This is a genomic window from Promicromonospora iranensis (assembly GCF_028994775.1).
Lineage (GTDB): Bacteria > Actinomycetota > Actinomycetes > Actinomycetales > Cellulomonadaceae > Promicromonospora > Promicromonospora iranensis_A.
Map to the genome: position 1 here is coordinate 163,169 of NZ_JAJQMN010000004.1, position 17,917 is coordinate 181,085.

Below are 17,917 nucleotides of genomic sequence, written 5' to 3' on the forward strand. Positions count from 1 at the left end.
CCGGGGTATGGCCGGGCATGCCCCGGGCCGGCCGGCCGGGTCCGGACACCGCCCGCTTGGCACACTTTTACGACGTTTCCCTCCTCTTTCGCGAGGTACCGACGTACGGTGTTGCCCGACGGACGGAGGACATGGATGTTCAGCTACCCCAAGCGTCTGGCCGCCCCTACGGCCATCCTTGCCGCGATCACGCTCGCGGCCGTCCCGGCGACAGCAGTCGCCGCACCCGGAGCCACCCCCAGCAGCTCCCCCGCGCAGCAGCTCGCCCACGGCCTGCGCGACCCCTTTCCCCAGATCGACCTCCCGGACCGCATCGACCTGCCCGATGCCTTCCAACCCGAGGGCATCACGACGGCTGGCCCGTACGCGTGGTTCGGCTCGCTCGCCGACGGCGACATCTATCGCGCCGATCTCGTGACCGGCGAGGGCGAGGTGATCAGCCACGGTCCCGGCACGCCGTCGGTGGGGCTCACCATCGACGCTCGTGGCCGCTTGTTCGTCGCGGGCGGCACCGCCGGCGACGCGCGCGTCGTCGACGGGCGCTCGGGCGAGGTCCTCGCGACGTACGACCTGGGCGGCGGCTTCGTGAACGACGTCGTCGTGACCGACGACTACGCCTACTTCACCGACTCCCAGCGCGCGGTCGTCCACCGGCTGCACCTGGGGCCGCGCGGCGAGCCCACCGACACGGTCGACGAGCTGGCCCTGCACGGCGACTGGGAGCAGGTCGACGGGTTCAACGCCAACGGCATCACGACGTCGCCCGGCGGAAAGGCGCTCCTCGTCGTGAACTCGACGACCGGCGACCTCTTCCGGGTGCACCCGGACAACGGGCACGCCGACCGGGTGGATCTCGGCGACACGAAGCTCACCAACGGTGACGGGATGCTCCGGACCGGCCGCACGCTCCACGTCGCGCAGAACACCCGGAACCAGGTGTCGACCGTGCGGCTCGACCGGACGGCGTCCTCCGGGCGCGTGGTGCAGACCCGCACCAGCGACGACTTCGACACCCCCACCACCATCGCCCGCTTCGCCGGTGCCCTGTACCTGCCGAACGCCCGGTTCACGACGACGCCCGAGGACGACACCGCGTACTGGGTCACGCGCCTGCCCCTGCACTGAGCGGCCGGCCTGTGCGACAACCCGCCCGGCGGTCGCGGAATACCCGCGTCCGCCGGGTGGGTTACCGCTGACATGCGAGCCATCACGTATTCGAAGTTCGGCAGCGCCGACGTCCTCGAGCTCACCGACCAGCCCGACCCGCACATCGGGCCCGACACCCTGCTGGTCCGGGTCAAGGCCGCCTCGGTGAACCCGGTCGACTGGAAGATCCGCCAGGGCTACCTGGAGGGCCTGATCGACACGACGTTCCCCGCGATCCCGGGCTGGGACGTCGCGGGCGTCGTCGAGCAGGTAGGCCTGGACACCCCCGAGTTCCAAGTGGGTGACGAGGTCTACGGCTACGTGCGCAAGGACACCGTGCAGGGCGGCACGTTCGCGGAGCTCGTCGCAGCCCCCGTGCGCACCCTGGCCCGCAAGCCCGCGTCGCTGAGCTTCGAGGAGGCCGCGGCGGTGCCGCTCGCGGGCCTCACCGCCTACCAGGCGATCCAGCGCGCCGGGGTCACGGAGGGGCAGACCGTGCTGGTGCACGCGGCTGCCGGCGGCGTCGGCGCGTTCGCCGTCCAGATCGCCAAGGCCCTGGGCGCCCGCGTCATCGGCACCGCGAGCGAGGGCAACCACGAGTTCCTGCGCGCGCTCGGCGCCGAACCGGTCACCTACGGCGACGGCCTCGTCGACCGGGTCCGCTCCGTCGCGCCCGACGGCGTCGACGTCGCCCTCGACTTCGCCGGCGGCGAGGCCGTCGCCATCAGCGCCGAGGTGCTGGCCGCCGGCGGCACCATCGCATCGATCACCGACGCCAGCGCCCGCACCGAGCACGGTGGGCACTACCTCTGGGTGCGCCCGTCCACGGCGGACCTCGACGCCCTCACCGCGCTCTTCGACGCGGGCAAGCTGTCGGTGGAGGTCGCTCAGGTCTTCGACCTGGCTGACGCCGCCGACGCACACCGGGCGAACGAGACGGGCCACACGCGCGGCAAGGTGGTCGTGCGGGTCTAACTGCGCGGGTGCACAGCGCGGGGTGCGGGATGTGGTCGGTAGAAGGTCAGCTGATCGGTAGAAGGTCAGGTGGTCGGCAGTTCGAACTGCCGACCACCTGACCTTCTGCCGACCACGCCTGCTTCAGCCCTCGCGGCGGAGTGGTCCGGGGGCTCGGGCCGGATCGCCCGGGCCGTCATGCGTCGGGCGCCACTGGCGGCGCCGGGAGTTCCGCGACCTCGGCCTCCGAGCGCAGGACGCAGAACTCGTTGCCCTCCGGGTCGGCCAGCGTCACCCAGCCGGTGCCCGGCCCGTACTGGCCACGGTGGTCGCCCACCACGGTGGCGCCGTGCGCGATCAGCCGTTCGATCTCCGTGTCCCGCAGGTCGGCCCGCGGGCGGAGGTCGAGGTGCAGCCGGTTCTTGACCGACTTTCCCTCCGGTACCTCGATGAACAACACGGTCACGCCCTTGCCCGCCGGGTCCACGATCATGCACTCGTCGTGGCCGGGCAGGTTCGGGTCGTCGGGTACGTCCTCGTACCCGAGCACCGGCTTCCACCACTGGGCGAGCGAGTAGGCGTCGGCACAGTCCACGGTCACGTGCGAGATAAAGGAGGCCACGCTCGGACCCTGACACACCGCACCCGACCCTCCAACACCTTTCCGCCGCCCACACCGCACGCGCCGCGCCCAGCCGCGCCCAGCCGCGCCCTGACCCGGCTGGTCGGCAGAACGTCAGGTGTTCGGTACCTCGGAATGCCGACTACCTGACCTTCTACCGATCATTCGTGCGGCCGGCGCGGGTACCGCGGTCGGGCGCGGCGGGGGCACCTGCGGCGGGGGCTCTGCGTGCGGGAGTACCTGCGGCGGTGCCGCGGGCGCGGGCGGTAGGAGTGGCGCGAGCAGGAGTGGCGCGAGCGGGAGCAGGTGCCGGGGGCGGGGGCGGGGGCGGGGGCGGGAGGAGACGGAGCGGGCGGAGGTTTGTGCGGATCTCGTCCGGGACGTGGCGCAGGATCCGCGCAACGGCCGGGCCCGCGCCGTCCGACGACGTCACGCGCACCACGCCCCAGCGCTCCTCCCGGAGATGGTCCTCGCGGCGCTTCTCGTCGAACAGCGCGCCTTCGGCGTCGTGCCCGGCGCCGAGCGCTCCGGGGACGTACTTGACGCGCCCGTCGAACTCGGCCAGCAGCCGGAACGCCGTCCAGCCGAGGTCGGCACGGAACTCACCGTGGGGAGTGCTGACCCGGAGCTGTGTCACCGGCCGGGGCAGGCCGGCCCGCAGCACCAGGTACCGCAGCCAGGTCTCCCACGCCGATTCCGCGCCCCTGTCCACCAGTTCGAGCACCAGGAGCGCCCGGCGTCGGCCGCGCACGTCACGCATGCTCACCACCGACTCGCGGGCCGCCTGCAGGTCCATCCCGAGTGCGAGGGCATGATCCGCGACGACGAGCGCGAGCAAGGGGTGCAGCGAGACGCAGCAGTCCGCGACGGTGCGCTCCAGGCTGGTCACCGCCAAGCCGTCGACGGTGGTCCGCTCATGCGCGCCGAGCGTCAGGCGATGCCGCGCGATGTCGCGGGCCGACGCCGAGGACGCCCGGTAGCCCTGGATGACATGGACGCGCTCGGGCAGCTGCCACAGGCGCAGCCCGTGCAGGAGGGCGGCCGACTCGTGGCTCACCCACGCGCGACGGATCTGCGTGCCGACCGCGACGACACGAGCGACAGCGCGGTCCGTGGCGTCGCGATACCGGTCGCCGGTCGTGGCCGGCCTGTCGCGATAGGCACCCCGGCGAACCTGCTCGATCTTCTTGCCCCGGAGTGCTCTGCGTAGCGCCTCGCGGTCGTGCTCTCGTGCAATGACTATCTCGGACCGGTCCATGCGGAGACCGTCGCTCAGATTCGGGCTCACGTGGAGCTCCTGGCACGCCATCTGTGCATGAACCTCGAACTGTCACGGCTGTGGTCGCACTCACTCCGGTCGGACCAGGCGAAGGGTGCCACGCAACCGGCCCTCCAACGTCCCGCCGCCCCGCCCGCCGCCACTCGATTCCGGCACCGCCCAGCCCGGGCGCTACCCACAACTACCCGGAGGGCAGGTCAGCCCGGAGACGAGCGGCCGTGGCGCCAGTAGCCCACGAAGTCCACGTGCGACTTGGGCACGCCGCGCTCGTTCACCAGGTGCCGGCGCGCGCCGGTGGCCAGGGACGACTCGCCGACCGCAAACGCGTACACCTCGGTGCCGTACCGGGCCAGGTCGAGCACTTGCAGCTCCGCGAGCGCAGCCTGCCCCGGGACGGTGTGCGCGTTGCCGTCCGACCGCACCACCCAGCGCACCTCGACACCCGACGGCGTCCGGAACTCCTGCTTGTCCCCGGCCGTGGGGACCTCGATGACGGCTATGCCGCGAGCGTCGTCCGGGAGTGACTCGCAGATGCCGGCGACGGCGGGCAGCCCCGACTCGTCGGTCACCAGGAGCGTCCAGTCGTGCGGGTGTCGCGGGTTGTAGGTGACACCCTGGTCGAGGATGCCGACGCGCATGCCGTGCTCGGCGGCCTGGGCGAAGCCCGCTCCCGGCCCGGACACGTGCTCAACCACGTGCTCGACCGAGTGCTCGACCGCGCCTTCCGACATGTCGCCGTCTCCGGCGTGCAGCACGAAGTCGACGTCGATCTCGTTCAGGTCGGGCCGCGCGGCACGCACCGTGTAGTTGCGCACCCAGGGGCGCCGGGCCTTCGGTGTGGTGAGGTACTCCGCGTACCAGAGCCCCGACGTACGCGTCGGCAGGCGCAGCATGTCCTGGCCCGCACGGGGCAGGAAGAGGCGGAACCACTGGTCGTAGCCGGCGGGTGTGAGCTGGGCGAGCCCGTCGCCGCCGAGCGTCACCCGCATCATGTTCGGCGTGACCCGCTTGGTGTTGACGACCTCAGCCAGCACGACGTGCGGGTCGACCGCTTTGCGCCCCTTGAATGCCATGGACTGAGGTTAGGCATTCCTAAGTCGGTTTGACCAGGGTCTCGCTCGGATCTACCCCGCGCGCGTTCCGGATACCCACCAGGGACAGCAGCCCACCGACCACCAGCAGGGCCGCGGTCACCAGCAGCGCCCGGTGGAATGTCGCGACGTCCAGCACCCCTCCGGTGATGACGCCCGCGAACGCCACGGTCACCAGCCCGGCCACCCGCGCGACGGCGTTGTTCACCGCGGAGCCGATGCCGGCGTCGTGCGTCGGGACGGCGCCCAGGATGGCCGCCGTCAGCGGCGCCACCGTGATCGAGAGGCCGAGCCCGAACACGAGCTGGCCGGGCAGCACCTGGGTGGGGTAGAACGCGGTCTCGTCCATCGACAGCATGAGCAGGAACCCCACCGCCGCGACGAGGGGGCCCAGCGTCATGAACAGCCGCGGCCCGTACCGGCCGGCGAGCGTGCCGAACCACGCCGACAGCAAGATCATCGCGAACGTGGTCGGCAGCTGCGCCACGCCGGACCACGTCGCGGAGTACCCGGCGACCTGCTGCAGGAACAGCGTGAGCACAAAACCGCCCAGCGAGAGCGCCCCGTAGATCGCGAAGGTCGCGAGGTTGCCCCACGCGAAGTTGCGCGCCCCGAACAGCCGCAGCGGCAGCATCGGGTCCGCGGCCCGCCGCTGGTAGAGCACGAACGCCACCAGCATCGCCGTGCCCACCAGGACGGATCCGACGATGGCCGGAGACGTCCACCCGAGGCGCTCCCCCTCGATGAGCCCGAACACCACGCCCGCGAGGCCGAACGCGGCAAGCGCCGCACCCGGGATGTCGACCCGACGGCCGGGATCGCCCTCCGCCGCGGGTACCCCGCGCAGCAGCCAGAGCGTCAGGGCGATGACGGGCACATTGATCCAGAACACCCAGCGCCAGGACACGAAGTCGACGAGCATGCCGCCGACGAACGGGCCGACGATCATCGCGGCGGTCGTCCACGACGTCCACCGGCCGATCGCGCGAGCCTGCTTCTCGCCGTCGAACGTCGCGACGATCAGGGCCAGCGAGCTCGGCACCAGCAGGGCGCCCGCCACGCCCTGCAACGCACGGGCGAGAACGAGGACAGGGCCGGTGGGCGCGAGCGCGCACAGCACCGAGGCGACGGCGAAACCCACGAGCCCCGCGGTCAGCACCCGGCGTCGCCCGTAGACGTCGGAGACCGAACCCGCGACGAGCATCAACGCCCCGAGGGTCACGAGATAGGCGTCGACCACCCACTGCTGCAGGGCCAGCGCCTCCACGCCCTCACCACCGAGCTCCCGCGCGATCGCGGGCAGCGCGACGCTCACGACCGTGCCGTCGAGGAACGACACGAACGAACCGAGGATGGCGACGAGGAGCACCCGTCTCTGGAGCGTGGTCACGGCCACACGTTATGCCGAGCCACCGACACACGTCGCCCACGGTCGGGCCAACCCGAACTACCTCCTCGCCCCGCCGTCGTCAAGCCCGCGCTGCGATCATCGCGTTCGGCCCGTTCGCGGCAAGATCCGTCCATGGACAGCATCGTCCGCGTCGCGACACCAGACGACGCCGCAGCCTGCGCCGCCATCTACGCCCCCTTCGTCGCCGACTCGGCGGCGACCTTCGAGACCAGCCCGCCGGACTCCCGCGAGATGACGCGCCGCATCGAGCGGTTCTTCGGCCGGGAGACCTGGCTGGTGCTCGAGACGGAGGGTGTCGTGGCCGGCTTCGCCTACGCCAAGCCGTTCGCGGACCGCCCGACGTTCCGCTGGACGCTCGAGACCAACGTGTACGTCGCCGCCGACCACCAGCGACAGGGCGGCGGCCGCGCCCTGTACGACACGCTCCTGGCGCGACTCGCCCGCCGCGGGTACCACCGTGCCGTCGCCAGCATCGTGCTGCCGAACGACCCCGCCATCGCGCTGCACGAGGCCGTGGGCTTCCACCGCGCGGGCTCGTTCGAGAAGATCGGCTGGAAGCTGGGCCAGTGGCACGACGCCGTGCTCTTCCAGCGCGACCTGGTACCCGCCGACGGCTCAGCCCCCGGCAACCGCACCGCCGACGCGGAGCTGCCCGGCCTGCTCACGCCCGAACCGCTCGAGGTCACGCGCACCCCGCTGCTCCGCCCCCACCCCGCCGAGGAGCTGGTCGCCTACTTCGGCGACTGACCAGGACCGCCCACGCCCCGACATCGGGTTCCGATTCCGATTCCGGAGTGCCCCGCCACGTTCTAGGGTCGCCTGCATGAGTCTCACCGTGCGACCCGTCGAGTACGCCGACCAGCCCGACTTCAACCGCCTCGGCGGCGAGGCGTTCGGCACGCCGAGCGGGGGTCGCCCGGTCCCGACGCGCGAGGAGTGGGCGGCCGCCGGTTTCCGCGAGTGGGGCGCGTTCGACGACGACGGCCTGGCCGCCCGCCTGCGGGTGTACGGGTTCACGTCGTGGTTCCACGGCGCACGGGTGCCGACGGCAGGCGTGGCCGGGGTCACCGTCGAGCCGGAGCGGCGCGGTTCCGGCCATCTCGGCCGGCTCTTCGGCGCAGCCCTGGAGGAAGCGCGGGAGCGCGGCGAGGTGATCTCCACGCTCTTCCCCACGGCACCGGGCATCTATCGCGGGCTCGGCTACGACGTGGTCGGCTCGTTCGACGACGTCGACGTGCCCCTGCTGAACCTGAACCGCGTGCCGGCGCCTCACGGCGTCGTCACGCGCCGGGCAGGTGTGGCGGACTTCGACACCATCGTCGCCGTCCACCACCGGTGGGCCGCCGCGCAGAACGGACCGGTGTCGCGGGCGGAGAAGCCCTTCTGGACCCCGCCCGAGAAGTTCTTCGCCGACTACACGGGCGTCACGCTCGCGATCGACGCGACGGAGGGCGGCGCCGGAGAGGTGCTCGGCTTCGCGAGCTGGATCCGCGGCGAGGGCTACACGCCCACCACGGCTGTCATGGAGGTCGACGACCTCATCGCGCTGACGCCCGACGCCGCCCGCGCGCTCTGGCGCACCATCGGCAGCTTCTCGACGGTCGTCGGCACGGCGCGCGTGTCGACGTCCGGCCTGGATCCCGCCTGGCTGGTGCTGCCCGACCTGACCTCGACGGTCCACGCCGCTCACCCCTACATGCTGCGGATCCTCGACGTGGCCGGGGCAATGGGCGGCGTGCGGACGCCGCTCGAGGGCGCACGGGTCCCGTTCGCGGTCCGCGGCGCCCGGGACCTCGACGGCGCCTGGACGCTCACGGTGTCCGACGGCGCCACGCATCTCGAGCGCGACTCCGTCCCGATCGAGGACGCCCACCACGAGCGGCCCGTGCTCAGCCCGAACGGGCTGGCCCTGCTGTACGCGGGGGCCCAGTCGGCGGCCAACCTGCGGCTCGCCGGTCGGCTGACCGGCACGGCCGACCACGACGCCGTCCTGAGCGCGCTGTTCCCGAACCGCCAGCTGCACGTCCGCGACTACTTCTGACGCCCCACCCACCCGTTCGTCGTGGGCGCGACCGTTCCGGTTACCAGTCCGGTCCAGGGCCACGGCCACGGCCCATACTGGGCGCGTGGATATCCCAGTTGCCTGGTCCGTCGTCCTCCTCGTCACCGCCGCGTGGAACCTGCTCATCTGGCCGCGGTTCTGGCAGCGCATCGCCGCCGACCCCCGGTCGCGCGACGCCGGCGGGCACGCGACGAAGTTCCTCACCGTGCACAGCGTCCTGATCGCGGTCTCGCTCGCCCTGGCCCTCGCGGTCGGTGTCCTCGGCGCGCTCACGCTGTTCTGAGCCCTACGTACCTGCAGCTCAGGCCACTCGACGGTCACTCGACCGGCCTGAGCTCCTGACCGGTCACCGGTTGTCACCATACCTGGAGGTAGGTATGGTGACGGTCATGAGCACGACCACCGCACGCGACCGCCTCGTCGGCGCCGCACAGGATCTCTTCGCCACCCAGGGCGTCGGAGCGACGAGCCCGCGCGCGGTGCTGGCCGCGTCCGGCGTCGGGCAGGGCAGCCTCTACCACCACTTCCCCACCAAGCACGACCTCGCGGTCGCCGCCGTCGGCGCCACCGTGGACGACGCGCTCGCCCAGGCGATGCGCACGCTGGGCACCGACGCCCCCGCGATCGAGCGCCTGGTCGCCTACCTGGAGCGGCCACGCGACGCACTGGCCGGCTGCAAGGTCGGCCGGCACACCTCCGACCAGACGGTGATGGACGACGAGGGCCTGCGCGACGTGCTGGGCGCCTACTTCGTGCGCCTGCTCGGTGTGCTCACCACGATCTTCCGCGAGACCGGCCTGCCCGACGACGTCGCCCGCGACCGCGCGCACGCCGCCCTCGCGATCATCCAGGGCGGGTACGTCCTGGCCCGCGCCACGCAGGACCCGGGAGCGCTGACCGCAGCGGTGCGCGGCTTCGTCGGCCTGCTGACCACCAGCTGACCAACAAGGAGAACACATGACCTTTCGCGAGCGCCTGCGCGCCCTGCCCACGTTCGCCCGGCCCGGGCTCCCGGTCTTCGACCCGGATGCCGCGCCGTCCACCCCGCACGAGCTGTTCGTCGCCTGGATGGACGACGCGATCGAGGCCGGCCTGCTGGCGGCGCACGCCATGACGCTCTCGACGGCCGAGCCGTCAGGGCGGGTGCATGCCCGGACCGTCGCGCTCAAGGACGTGACGGCGGACGGGTGGTGGTTCGCCTCGCAGTCGACGGGGCCCAAGGGCCGTGACCTGGCGGCCAACCCGCACGCGGCACTGACGTTCTTCTGGCCCGAGCTGGGTCGTCAGGTCAAGGTGACGGGGACGGCGGCGTCGGCGGGCGCGGAGGCGAGCCGCGCGGACTTCCTCGCGCGGCCCGACGCGTCCCGCGCCGCCGGCCTCGTCAACCACCAGAGCGAGCCGCTGGCCTCCCGCGAGGAGTACGTGCGGGCCTTCGGCGATGCCCTGCGTGCGGTCACCGCCGACCCGGAGCTGGCCGCCCCGGACTGGACGGCCTATGTCCTCACGCCCACGGAGGTCGAGTTCTGGCAGGCGCCCGACGACGGCCCCCATCTCCGCCTGCTGTACCGGGCGGAGGCCGACGGCTGGTCCACCGGGCTGCTCTGGCCCTGATCCCGAACCCACCCGCCGGCGTGCCGGACGTTCGAGGTCGCCCGACCCGACCGCCACGTCCGACCGCGGACCCGATGACACGACCGCCTCTGGAGGGCCCACCGTGACCAGCAGCACCAGCACCAGCACCACCGACAGCACCGACCTCGTCCCGCACGCCCTGGCCGACTCGGCGGCAGCGCTGGACGCGCTGCTGTCCGCCGTCGGGCAGCTGACCGACGCCGACCTCGCCGAGCCGTCGCCCCTGGACGGCTGGACGCGCGGTCATGTCCTGTCCCACGTCGCGGGGATCGGCGGCGCGATGCTCGGCCAGACGCAGGCCGCCGAACGTGGCGAGGTGGTCCCCGTCTACGCGAGCCAGGAGGCCCGCACCGCCGGGATCGAGGCCGGCTCGGGTCGGACGGTGACCGAGCACCTCGCGGTCCTGGGCACCCTCCGGGACGACCTGGCGCGGGCGTGGCCGGAGCCCGGCTCGCCGCTCTGGGACGCCTCGAGCGGCTACCGCGGCGGGCCCCTGTCGGGCTGCCTGTTCGCCTGGTGGCGCGAGGTGCGGATCCACTCGGTCGACGCCCTCGCCGGCACCTCCCAGGCGGTCGGGTACGAGACCTGGGACGACACCCTGTGCGCTCATCTGCGCGGGTTCCTGGCCGTCCGGCTGCCCGACGGCGTGTCCGTGGACGACCTTGCCGGCGACCCGCGTGACGTCACCGCGTGGCTGGCCGGACGCGCGCCGACGACGTCGCTGGGGGCCGGTCTCCCCGAGCTGGGGCCGTGGCCGTCCGCCGCCCCGGCCCGCTGAAGAGCGTGAGGGAGGTCACGGATCGCATCGCGTGATTCGCACCACAGCGCTCGTTCCGCTTTTCACAAGCCCGCTATCGTTCTTGACGTGACTTCTTACCTCCAGACAGCCCCGCGTCCCTCCGAAGAGGTCGACGTCGCGCTGATCGGCGGAGGGATCATGAGTGCGACGCTCGGCGCGCTGCTCACGATCCTCGAGCCGACCTGGCGTATCGGAATCTACGAGCGCCTTGACGAGGTCGCGCTCGAGTCGTCGAACCCGTGGAACAACGCGGGTACCGGCCACGCCGCACTCTGCGAGCTGAACTACACGCCCGAGCGCAAGGACGGCTCCGTCGACATCTCGAAGGCGGTGACGATCAACGAGCAGTTCCACACCTCCCGCGAGTTCTGGAACCACCTCCTGACCGCCGGCCTGATGGAGGGCACCGACTTCATCAACGTCACGCCCCACATGACGTTCGTGCGTGGCGCGGACAACGTGGACTTCCTGCGCCGCCGCTACGAGGCGCTCAGCGTGCACCCGCTGTTCAGCGACATGGAGTTCAGCTCGGACCCCGCCGTCATCGGCCGGTGGGCACCGCTGATGACCCTGGACCGCGACAGCGACGAGCCGATCGCGGCGACGCGCGCCGCTGCCGGGACCGACGTCGACTTCGGGTCGCTCACCAAGAAGCTCGTCGAGTTCGCGACCGCGCACAACACGGAGCTGCACCTGAACCACGAGGTGCGGGGCCTCAAGAAGCTGCGGGACGGCCGCTGGCGCCTCAACCTGCACGACCGCACCTGGAACGCCGGCACCCGCCGCCGCACCGTCACCGCGAAGTTCGTCTTCGTCGGCGCCGGTGGTGGCGCGCTGCCGCTGCTGCAGGCCTCGGGTATCAAGGAGTCGCGCGGTTACGGCGGCTTCCCGATCTCGGGCGAGTTCCTCCGCACGGACAACCCGGAGATCGTGGCCCAGCACCAGGCCAAGGTGTACGGCAAGGCCGACGTCGGCGCACCGCCGATGTCCGTACCCCACCTGGACACGCGCATCGTGGACGGCAAGAGCTACCTGATGTTCGGCCCGTACGCCGGGTTCAGCCCCAAGTACCTCAAGAAGGGCAAGTACCTCGGCCTGATCACCTCGCTGCGCGCGCACAACGTGTTCTCGATGCTGGGCGCCGGCGTGAAGAACCTCGACCTCACCGCCTACCTGGTGGGGCAGGTCGCGGCCGCTCCGGAGACCAAGTTCCACGAGCTCCAGCGGTTCATGCCGACCGCGCGGCCCGGCGACTGGGAGCGGATCACCGCCGGCCAGCGCGTCCAGGTCATCAAGTGGGTCAAGGGCAAGGGCGGCGTGCTGGAGTTCGGCACCGAGGTCGTCGCGGCCAAGGACGGCACCATCGCCGGCCTGCTCGGCGCCTCCCCGGGTGCCTCGACCGCGGTCTCGGCCATGACCGGCCTGCTGGAGCGCTGCTTCCCCGACCGGTACGCCGGGTGGCGGCCGCAGCTCACCTCGATGATGCCGAGCCTTGGCGGCGGCGCGGACTACACCGCAGCCGACCTCGCGTCCCAGGACCGAATCCCGGCCGACGCCTGACCCCGACGGCCGGCTTGGTCGAACGTAGGAGTGGTCGCCTCATCAGTCCTGATGAGGCGACCACTCCTACGTTCGGCCCATGAGTGCGCGACCGGGCCTACGTGTGGTCGGTCACGCCGCCATGTGGACCGGCGGGTGGCCGTTGGACCGGGGCACCCGGCCGGGGGCCGCTGCCGGACGGCGGCGGATCGTCACCAGAACGCCGGCCGACGCCGCCGCGAACGCGAGCACCCCGAACCCGGTGGACCAGGCATCGAGGTCGACCGTCAGCGTGAAGGCGACGATCGCGGCCACAGGGACGACCATGCCGATGAGCACCGAGAGCCGCACCAGGCGAAGGGCCCGGGCCGTCCGCGCCACACCCCACCCCACGACCGCCCAGGTGAGGAGCGTGAGCGTGGCGCCGCCGAACGACGCGAACGCCTCGCCGGCGTTGTGGACGCCGGCAGGGGGCCCGAAGTAGAAGAGCTCGGTGGTCGCGACAAGCACCAGGAACCCCACGATCGCGACCGTTCCGGTCACGAGAGAGCGTGTCAACACTCGGCCTCCGCACTGAGGGACTGCACCGGACTCTCCTGGCGCGCCCCTTTATACCAAGTCGTTACCGCGCAATGTCAGCGCGTCACTTTCAATTCACCCACACATGACCACCAGTACGCAAAAAGTACCAGCCCGCGAACCGCATCCGCGCCGTCAGAGCGCCTGCACGATCAGTTCCACCTGGTCCTTCGCGTCGCCGAACAACATGGCGGTGTTCTCACGGAAGAACAGCGGGTTCTGCACGCCGGCGTAGCCGGTCGCCATGGACCGCTTGAAGACCACCACCTCGCGAGCCTGCCACACCTCGAGCACCGGCATGCCCGCGATGGGCGACGCCGGGTCGTCCTGCGCGGCCGGGTTGACCGTGTCGTTGGCGCCGATCACCAGCACGACGTCGGTACCGGGGAAGTCGTCGTTGATCTCGTCCATGCCGAGCACCTGGTCGTACGGCACCTTCGCCTCGGCGAGCAGCACGTTCATGTGGCCGGGCAGTCGGCCCGCCACCGGGTGGATGCCGAACCGCACGGTGGTCCCCCGCGCCGTGAGCCGCGCGACCAGGTCGGCCACCGGGTACTGCGCCTTCGCCACCGCCATGCCGTAGCCGGGCACGACGATCACCGAGCGGGCGGCGGTCAGGCGGTCGGCCACCTCGAGCGCCGTCGTCTCGCGGTAGGAGCCCGGTTCGGCGACGCCGCCCTGGGCGACGGTGCCCGTCCCGGCGCCGAACCCGCCGAGGATCACGCTGACGAACGACCGGTTCATCGCCCGGCACATCAGGTAGCTGAGGATCGCACCCGACGAGCCGACGAGCGCGCCGGTGATGATGAGCAGGTCGTTGCCGAGCATGAACCCCGCAGCGGCGGCCGCCCACCCGGAGTAGGAGTTCAGCATCGAGACGACGACGGGCATGTCGCCCCCGCCGATCGCTGCCACGAGGTGCCAGCCCAGCGCCAGGGCCACGGCCGTCATGAGCAGCAGCGGGAGCAGGCCCGCGCTGCCCGCCACGAGGAACCACCAGAGCAGCCCGCCGCACGCGACGACGGCGGCGAGGTTGAGCCAGTTGCGGCCCGGAAGCATCAGCGGCGACGACCTCAGCCGCGCCGACAGCTTCCCGAACGCCACCACGGAGCCGGTGAACGTCACGGCGCCGATCAGCACGCCGAGGAACACCTCGACCAGGTGCACGGTGCTCCCGGCGCCTCCCGTGTGGGGCTCGGTCAGGTAGGACCCGAAGCCCACGAGGACCGCCGCCGCGCCCACGAACGAGTGCAGCAGCGCGATGAGCTCGGGCATCTGCGTCATCTCGACGGTCCGCGCCCGCCAGGTGCCCACTGCCGCGCCCACCAGGAGCACGAGCAGGATCAGGCCGGCGGTCACGCCGACGGGCCGCTCGGACCGGTCCAGGGCGAGCGCCACGGTCGCCGCGAGGGCGAGCCCCATGCCGGTCATGCCGAGCAGGACGCCGCGCCGCGCGGTCTCCTGCTTCGACAGCCCGGCCAGGGACAGCACGAACAGCACCGCCGCCACGAGGTAGACGGCCTGGACCACTGACTCGACGGTCATCGGTTGCTCCCCTCGGCGGTGTCGCCCCTGCGGAACATCCCGAGCATGCGGTGGGTCACGAGGAATCCACCGAAGATGTTGATGCTCGCGACCGCCGAGGCGAGCACGGCCAGCGTGGTCACCACCGGGTCGGACGAGCCGATCTGCAGCATCCCACCGACGAGGATGATCCCGGAGATGGCGTTGGTCTGGGACATGAGCGGGGTGTGCAGGGCGTGGCTGACGTGCGAGATCACGTAGAACCCGACGACGACGGCGAGCGCCAGCACGGTGAAGTGCGCCGCCTGCTCGGCGGGTGAGGCCGCCACGGCGAGCACGGCGAGCAGCGCGCCGAGCATCAGCAGCCCGTTCCGGACCGCCGGCCGCGCCCGAACCGTGGGTCCAGCTTTTCGAGACCCTGTGGTCTCGGCAAGCCCGGCCCGCGATGACGGGTCGGCCACCGAGGCCGGTCCACCCGGCGCCGTCGGTGCGGACACCGCCACCGGCGGTGGCGGCCACAGCACCTCGCCGCCCGCGGCGACGGTCATCCCGCGCACGACGACGTCCTCCTGGTCGAGCGCGAGGCGGCCGTCCCGGCCCGGGGTGCCGAGCTGGACCAGGTTGGCGACCGCCGTGCCGAGCAGCTCGGAGGTGTGCCGGGGCATCCGGTCGGGCAGGTCGGTCCAGCCGAGGATCACCACGCCGTTGTCGCTGACGACCCGGCGTCCCGGCACCGTCAGCTCGCAGTTGCCGCCACCGGGCGCAGCGAGGTCGACGATCACGCTGCCCGGCCGCATGGTCGCGACCATCTCGGCGGTGATCGTGGTGGGCGCGGTACCGCGCACGAGCGCCGTCGTGATCACGATGTCTGCGGCGGCGGTCTCGACGGCGTAGGCGCGCAGCGCCGCTGCCTCCTGGTCGGTGGTGAGCGCCGAGGCGTAGCCGTCGGCGCTGACCTGCTGCGCGGCATCGTCGGCCCGGACCACCGTCGCGCCCATGGACTCGATCTGCTCGGCGGCCTCCGGCCGCACGTCGAAGGCGCGTACCTGCGCGCCGAGGCTGCCGGCCGCGCCGATGGCCGCGAGCCCGGCCACTCCGGCGCCGATCACGAAGACGTTCGCGGGCGGTGTGGTGCCGGCCGCGGTGACCTGGCCGGAGAACATGCCGCCGAACTCGGCCGCGGCCTCGACGACCGCCCGGTACCCCGCGACGTTCGACAGCGCGCTGAGCACGTCGAGCGACTGCGCCCGGGAGATGCGCGGCACGGCGTCCAGGGCGAGGGCCGTGACGCCGCGGTTGGCGAGCGCGCGCACCAGGTCGGGTCGGGCGGCGGGGGCGATCTGGGCGATCAGCACCGCGCCGATCCGCAGCCCGTCCGGGCCGCGCGCGCCCGGCCGCAGCCCCGCGGGGCCGGGTGTGGCGAGCGCGTCCGGCGCGCGGGTGACCGTCACGACGTCGGCGGCCCACGCCTCGGCGTCGGGCACGACGGCGGCACCTGCCGCCTGGTACGCGGCGTCGGGAAAGCCCGCGCCGGCTCCGGCGCCGGCCGCGACCACCACGTCGTAGCCGAGACCGACCAGCCGGGCGGTGGTCGTCGGGGTGGCGGGCACGAGCGGCCCGCCGTCGTCCGGGATACCGATGCGCATGTGGCCCCTCTCGCTCACGTGCGCAACCTACCGCCCGCACGGCCGGTCCGGGCACACGCCGGCGCTATGCCGAGTCCACGGGCGTCGGGAAGGTGACCGGGAGGCTCACCGGCTGACGGATCCACAGCGACTGGTCCCAGGTGACGTCGGTCGCGGGGATCCGCAGGACGACGTCGAGCCGGCGCAGGATGGTCTCGACGGCGATCCGCGCGATCACGCGCGCCGTCCGGGGCGCCGGGCACGCGTGCGGGCCGGTGCCGAACGACACGTGAGCGCGGCTGCCGACGTGGTCCCACGGGTCGCCGGTGTCCATCCGGGGGTCGGTGTTCGCGGCGTGGATCGCGAGGACGAGCGGGTCGCCGGCGGCGATGAGCTTGCCGTCCAGCACGATGTCCTGCCGGGCGAACCGGGGCAGGGTGTGGATGGTCGGCGTGGAGCGCCACAGGACCTCGTCCATGGCGTTGTCCAGGTCGATGCGGCCGCCGTGCAGCCGGCCCGAGAACCGCGTGTCGGTGAGGGTCAGGAGCAGCGTCTGCGCGACCCAGGCGGTCAGCGTCAGGTTGCCCGAGTAGGCCACGAGCAGCAGGGTGTGCACCACCTCGACGTCCGCGCGCATGTTCGGGTGCGCGACCAGCGAGCTGGCGAGGTCGCGCTGCGGTGACCTGCGGCGGGCCGCCACGAGGCCGCCGAGCATCCCGTCGACCTCGGCCACCGCCTGTGCGGCGTCGGCCCCGCCGCCGGCGACCTGGCGCGTCAGGTCGAACAGGCGCTGCCCGTCCTCCGGGTCGAACCCGATCATGTCGGCGACGACGAGGAAGGGGATGACCGACGCGTACTCGAACATCAGGTCCGCGCGACCGCGGTCCTCGAAGCGGTCGATGAGGAGGTTGCACAGCGAACGGGTCTTCGAGGCGGTGATCCCCTCGGAGAGCTGCTGGAACGCGTCGTCGAGAGGTTCGCGCAGGCGCTGGCGCAGCGCGCCGTCGGTGTGGTTCGCGGCGAACCGCTGCTGCGACGTGAGGATCGGGCGCAGGCCCGACGTCGGGGGCAGGCCACCGCGCGCATGCCCGTTCCACGTCCGGGGGTCGGTCGCGAAGACATGCTCGTTGCGCATGATGTCGTAGACGAGCCGCTGCCCCATGACGAGCCAGGCCCGCACGCCAGGCTCCAGCTCGACGGGGGCCACCTCGCCCCACTCGCTCTCGAGCTCGTCGTAGAACACGCGCGGGTCCGGCATACCCGACGCGCGGACCAGCGGCTTCGGCTTCGCGACCCCGCTGAGCCGCACCGGCCTGGTGCCGGGCCACGGGCTGTCCTGCGTGCCGCGCTTGTCATCGAGCAATGTGGCCGGCCCTCTCGGTGCAGGGATCGGACCCGGGACGACGGGCCGAGGACCTGAGGGTACTTGCCGGATTTGGTCCAATTCAGGTAAATTCATGGATTCGCCGTATCTGTGCAGTCGTCGTTGATCGCCCAGGGGTGAACCCGCCCGTGTTCCCACCATGCATCGTGACCTCGGCCACGCCCGTGGCTACGATGTCCGCGAGGGCACAGACACTGTCGCACCCTCGATCGACCCTGTCGAGACCCATCCGGACAGGACCTGCAGTCGAAACGAACGCCGGCACTCCGC

Annotated in this window: 17 protein-coding genes; 9 read left to right on the forward strand and 8 right to left on the reverse strand. The window is 72.2% G+C overall.

The window, feature by feature from the left end:
* Positions 1-135 precede the first annotated feature (135 nt).
* Together LUU90_RS08365 and LUU90_RS08370 are read left to right on the forward strand one after the other, a co-directional pair.
* Positions 136-1,125, forward strand: coding sequence for an SMP-30/gluconolactonase/LRE family protein (locus tag LUU90_RS08365; protein WP_275002914.1), 990 nt, complete (start codon positions 136-138; stop codon positions 1,123-1,125).
* 72 nt (positions 1,126-1,197) lie between these two features.
* Positions 1,198-2,121, forward strand: coding sequence for an NADP-dependent oxidoreductase (locus LUU90_RS08370; RefSeq protein WP_275002918.1), 924 nt, complete (start codon positions 1,198-1,200; stop codon positions 2,119-2,121).
* Positions 2,122-2,296: 175 nt separating this feature from the next.
* Here the strand turns inward: LUU90_RS08370 and LUU90_RS08375 are convergent, their stop codons facing one another.
* The 4 genes from LUU90_RS08375 to LUU90_RS08390 form a co-directional block, all read right to left on the reverse strand.
* Positions 2,297-2,722, reverse strand: a complete 426-nt coding sequence (locus LUU90_RS08375) for a VOC family protein (RefSeq protein ID WP_275002919.1) — start codon at positions 2,720-2,722, stop codon at positions 2,297-2,299.
* Positions 2,723-2,876: 154 nt separating this feature from the next.
* A complete protein-coding gene (locus tag LUU90_RS08380; protein WP_275002921.1) occupies positions 2,877-4,010 on the reverse strand; it encodes a hypothetical protein in 1,134 nt (377 codons plus the stop codon).
* Positions 4,011-4,198: 188 nt separating this feature from the next.
* The gene (locus tag LUU90_RS08385; protein WP_275002923.1) at positions 4,199-5,074 is read right to left on the reverse strand and encodes a siderophore-interacting protein; all 876 of its coding nucleotides are present in this window, start codon (positions 5,072-5,074) and stop codon (positions 4,199-4,201) included.
* Between the two features lie 19 nt (positions 5,075-5,093).
* Complete coding sequence (locus LUU90_RS08390; protein WP_275002924.1) at positions 5,094-6,488, reverse strand: MFS transporter; 1,395 nt, start codon at positions 6,486-6,488, stop codon at positions 5,094-5,096.
* Positions 6,489-6,614: 126 nt separating this feature from the next.
* Between LUU90_RS08390 and LUU90_RS08395 the strand changes: the two genes are divergently transcribed.
* From LUU90_RS08395 to mqo, 7 genes are all read left to right on the forward strand, one after another.
* Positions 6,615-7,250, forward strand: coding sequence for a GNAT family N-acetyltransferase (locus LUU90_RS08395; RefSeq protein ID WP_275002925.1), 636 nt, complete (start codon positions 6,615-6,617; stop codon positions 7,248-7,250).
* A gap of 76 nt (positions 7,251-7,326) precedes the next feature.
* Positions 7,327-8,544, forward strand: coding sequence for a GNAT family N-acetyltransferase (locus LUU90_RS08400; RefSeq protein WP_275002927.1), 1,218 nt, complete (start codon positions 7,327-7,329; stop codon positions 8,542-8,544).
* A gap of 85 nt (positions 8,545-8,629) precedes the next feature.
* Complete coding sequence (locus LUU90_RS08405; protein WP_275002929.1) at positions 8,630-8,848, forward strand: SCO4848 family membrane protein; 219 nt, start codon at positions 8,630-8,632, stop codon at positions 8,846-8,848.
* Between the two features lie 106 nt (positions 8,849-8,954).
* A complete protein-coding gene (locus LUU90_RS08410) occupies positions 8,955-9,506 on the forward strand; it encodes a TetR/AcrR family transcriptional regulator (RefSeq protein ID WP_275002931.1) in 552 nt (183 codons plus the stop codon).
* 16 nt (positions 9,507-9,522) lie between these two features.
* A complete protein-coding gene (locus tag LUU90_RS08415; protein WP_275002932.1) occupies positions 9,523-10,176 on the forward strand; it encodes a pyridoxine/pyridoxamine 5'-phosphate oxidase in 654 nt (217 codons plus the stop codon).
* Positions 10,177-10,279: 103 nt separating this feature from the next.
* A complete protein-coding gene (locus tag LUU90_RS08420) occupies positions 10,280-10,975 on the forward strand; it encodes a maleylpyruvate isomerase family mycothiol-dependent enzyme (RefSeq protein ID WP_275002933.1) in 696 nt (231 codons plus the stop codon).
* Between the two features lie 87 nt (positions 10,976-11,062).
* On the forward strand, positions 11,063-12,556 hold the full coding sequence (gene mqo / locus LUU90_RS08425; RefSeq protein ID WP_275002934.1) for a malate dehydrogenase (quinone): 1,494 nt from the start codon (positions 11,063-11,065) through the stop codon (positions 12,554-12,556).
* A gap of 111 nt (positions 12,557-12,667) precedes the next feature.
* Here mqo and LUU90_RS08430 read toward each other — a convergent pair whose 3' ends face one another.
* From LUU90_RS08430 to LUU90_RS08445, 4 genes are all read right to left on the reverse strand, one after another.
* Positions 12,668-13,078 carry a hypothetical protein gene (locus LUU90_RS08430; RefSeq protein ID WP_275002935.1) on the reverse strand — a complete coding sequence of 137 codons (411 nt, stop codon included), beginning with the start codon at positions 13,076-13,078 and terminating at the stop codon, positions 12,668-12,670.
* Between the two features lie 171 nt (positions 13,079-13,249).
* Entirely contained in the window at positions 13,250-14,659 is a 1,410-nt protein-coding gene (gene pntB, locus LUU90_RS08435; RefSeq protein ID WP_275002936.1) for a Re/Si-specific NAD(P)(+) transhydrogenase subunit beta, read from the reverse strand.
* A complete protein-coding gene (locus tag LUU90_RS08440; RefSeq protein ID WP_275003219.1) occupies positions 14,656-16,284 on the reverse strand; it encodes a Re/Si-specific NAD(P)(+) transhydrogenase subunit alpha in 1,629 nt (542 codons plus the stop codon). The genes pntB and LUU90_RS08440 overlap by 4 nt, the downstream gene beginning before the upstream one ends.
* A 64-nt stretch (positions 16,285-16,348) precedes the next feature.
* The gene (locus tag LUU90_RS08445) at positions 16,349-17,626 is read right to left on the reverse strand and encodes a cytochrome P450 (RefSeq protein ID WP_275002937.1); all 1,278 of its coding nucleotides are present in this window, start codon (positions 17,624-17,626) and stop codon (positions 16,349-16,351) included.
* Positions 17,627-17,917 lie beyond the last annotated feature (291 nt).

Excerpts from the sequence above, each read along its gene's own strand:
- LUU90_RS08395 (WP_275002925.1), top strand. The coding sequence starts at position 6,615 with ATGGACAGCATCGTCCGCGTCGCGACACCAGACGACGCCGCAGCCTGC.
- LUU90_RS08410 (WP_275002931.1), top strand. The coding sequence starts at position 8,955 with ATGAGCACGACCACCGCACGCGACCGCCTCGTCGGCGCCGCACAGGAT.
- pntB (WP_275002936.1), bottom strand. The coding sequence starts at position 14,659 with ATGACCGTCGAGTCAGTGGTCCAGGCCGTCTACCTCGTGGCGGCGGTG.
- LUU90_RS08370 (WP_275002918.1), top strand. The coding sequence starts at position 1,198 with ATGCGAGCCATCACGTATTCGAAGTTCGGCAGCGCCGACGTCCTCGAG.
- LUU90_RS08365 (WP_275002914.1), top strand. The coding sequence starts at position 136 with ATGTTCAGCTACCCCAAGCGTCTGGCCGCCCCTACGGCCATCCTTGCC.
- LUU90_RS08440 (WP_275003219.1), bottom strand. The coding sequence starts at position 16,284 with ATGCGCATCGGTATCCCGGACGACGGCGGGCCGCTCGTGCCCGCCACC.
- LUU90_RS08415 (WP_275002932.1), top strand. The coding sequence starts at position 9,523 with ATGACCTTTCGCGAGCGCCTGCGCGCCCTGCCCACGTTCGCCCGGCCC.
- LUU90_RS08400 (WP_275002927.1), top strand. The coding sequence starts at position 7,327 with ATGAGTCTCACCGTGCGACCCGTCGAGTACGCCGACCAGCCCGACTTC.
- LUU90_RS08385 (WP_275002923.1), bottom strand. The coding sequence starts at position 5,074 with ATGGCATTCAAGGGGCGCAAAGCGGTCGACCCGCACGTCGTGCTGGCT.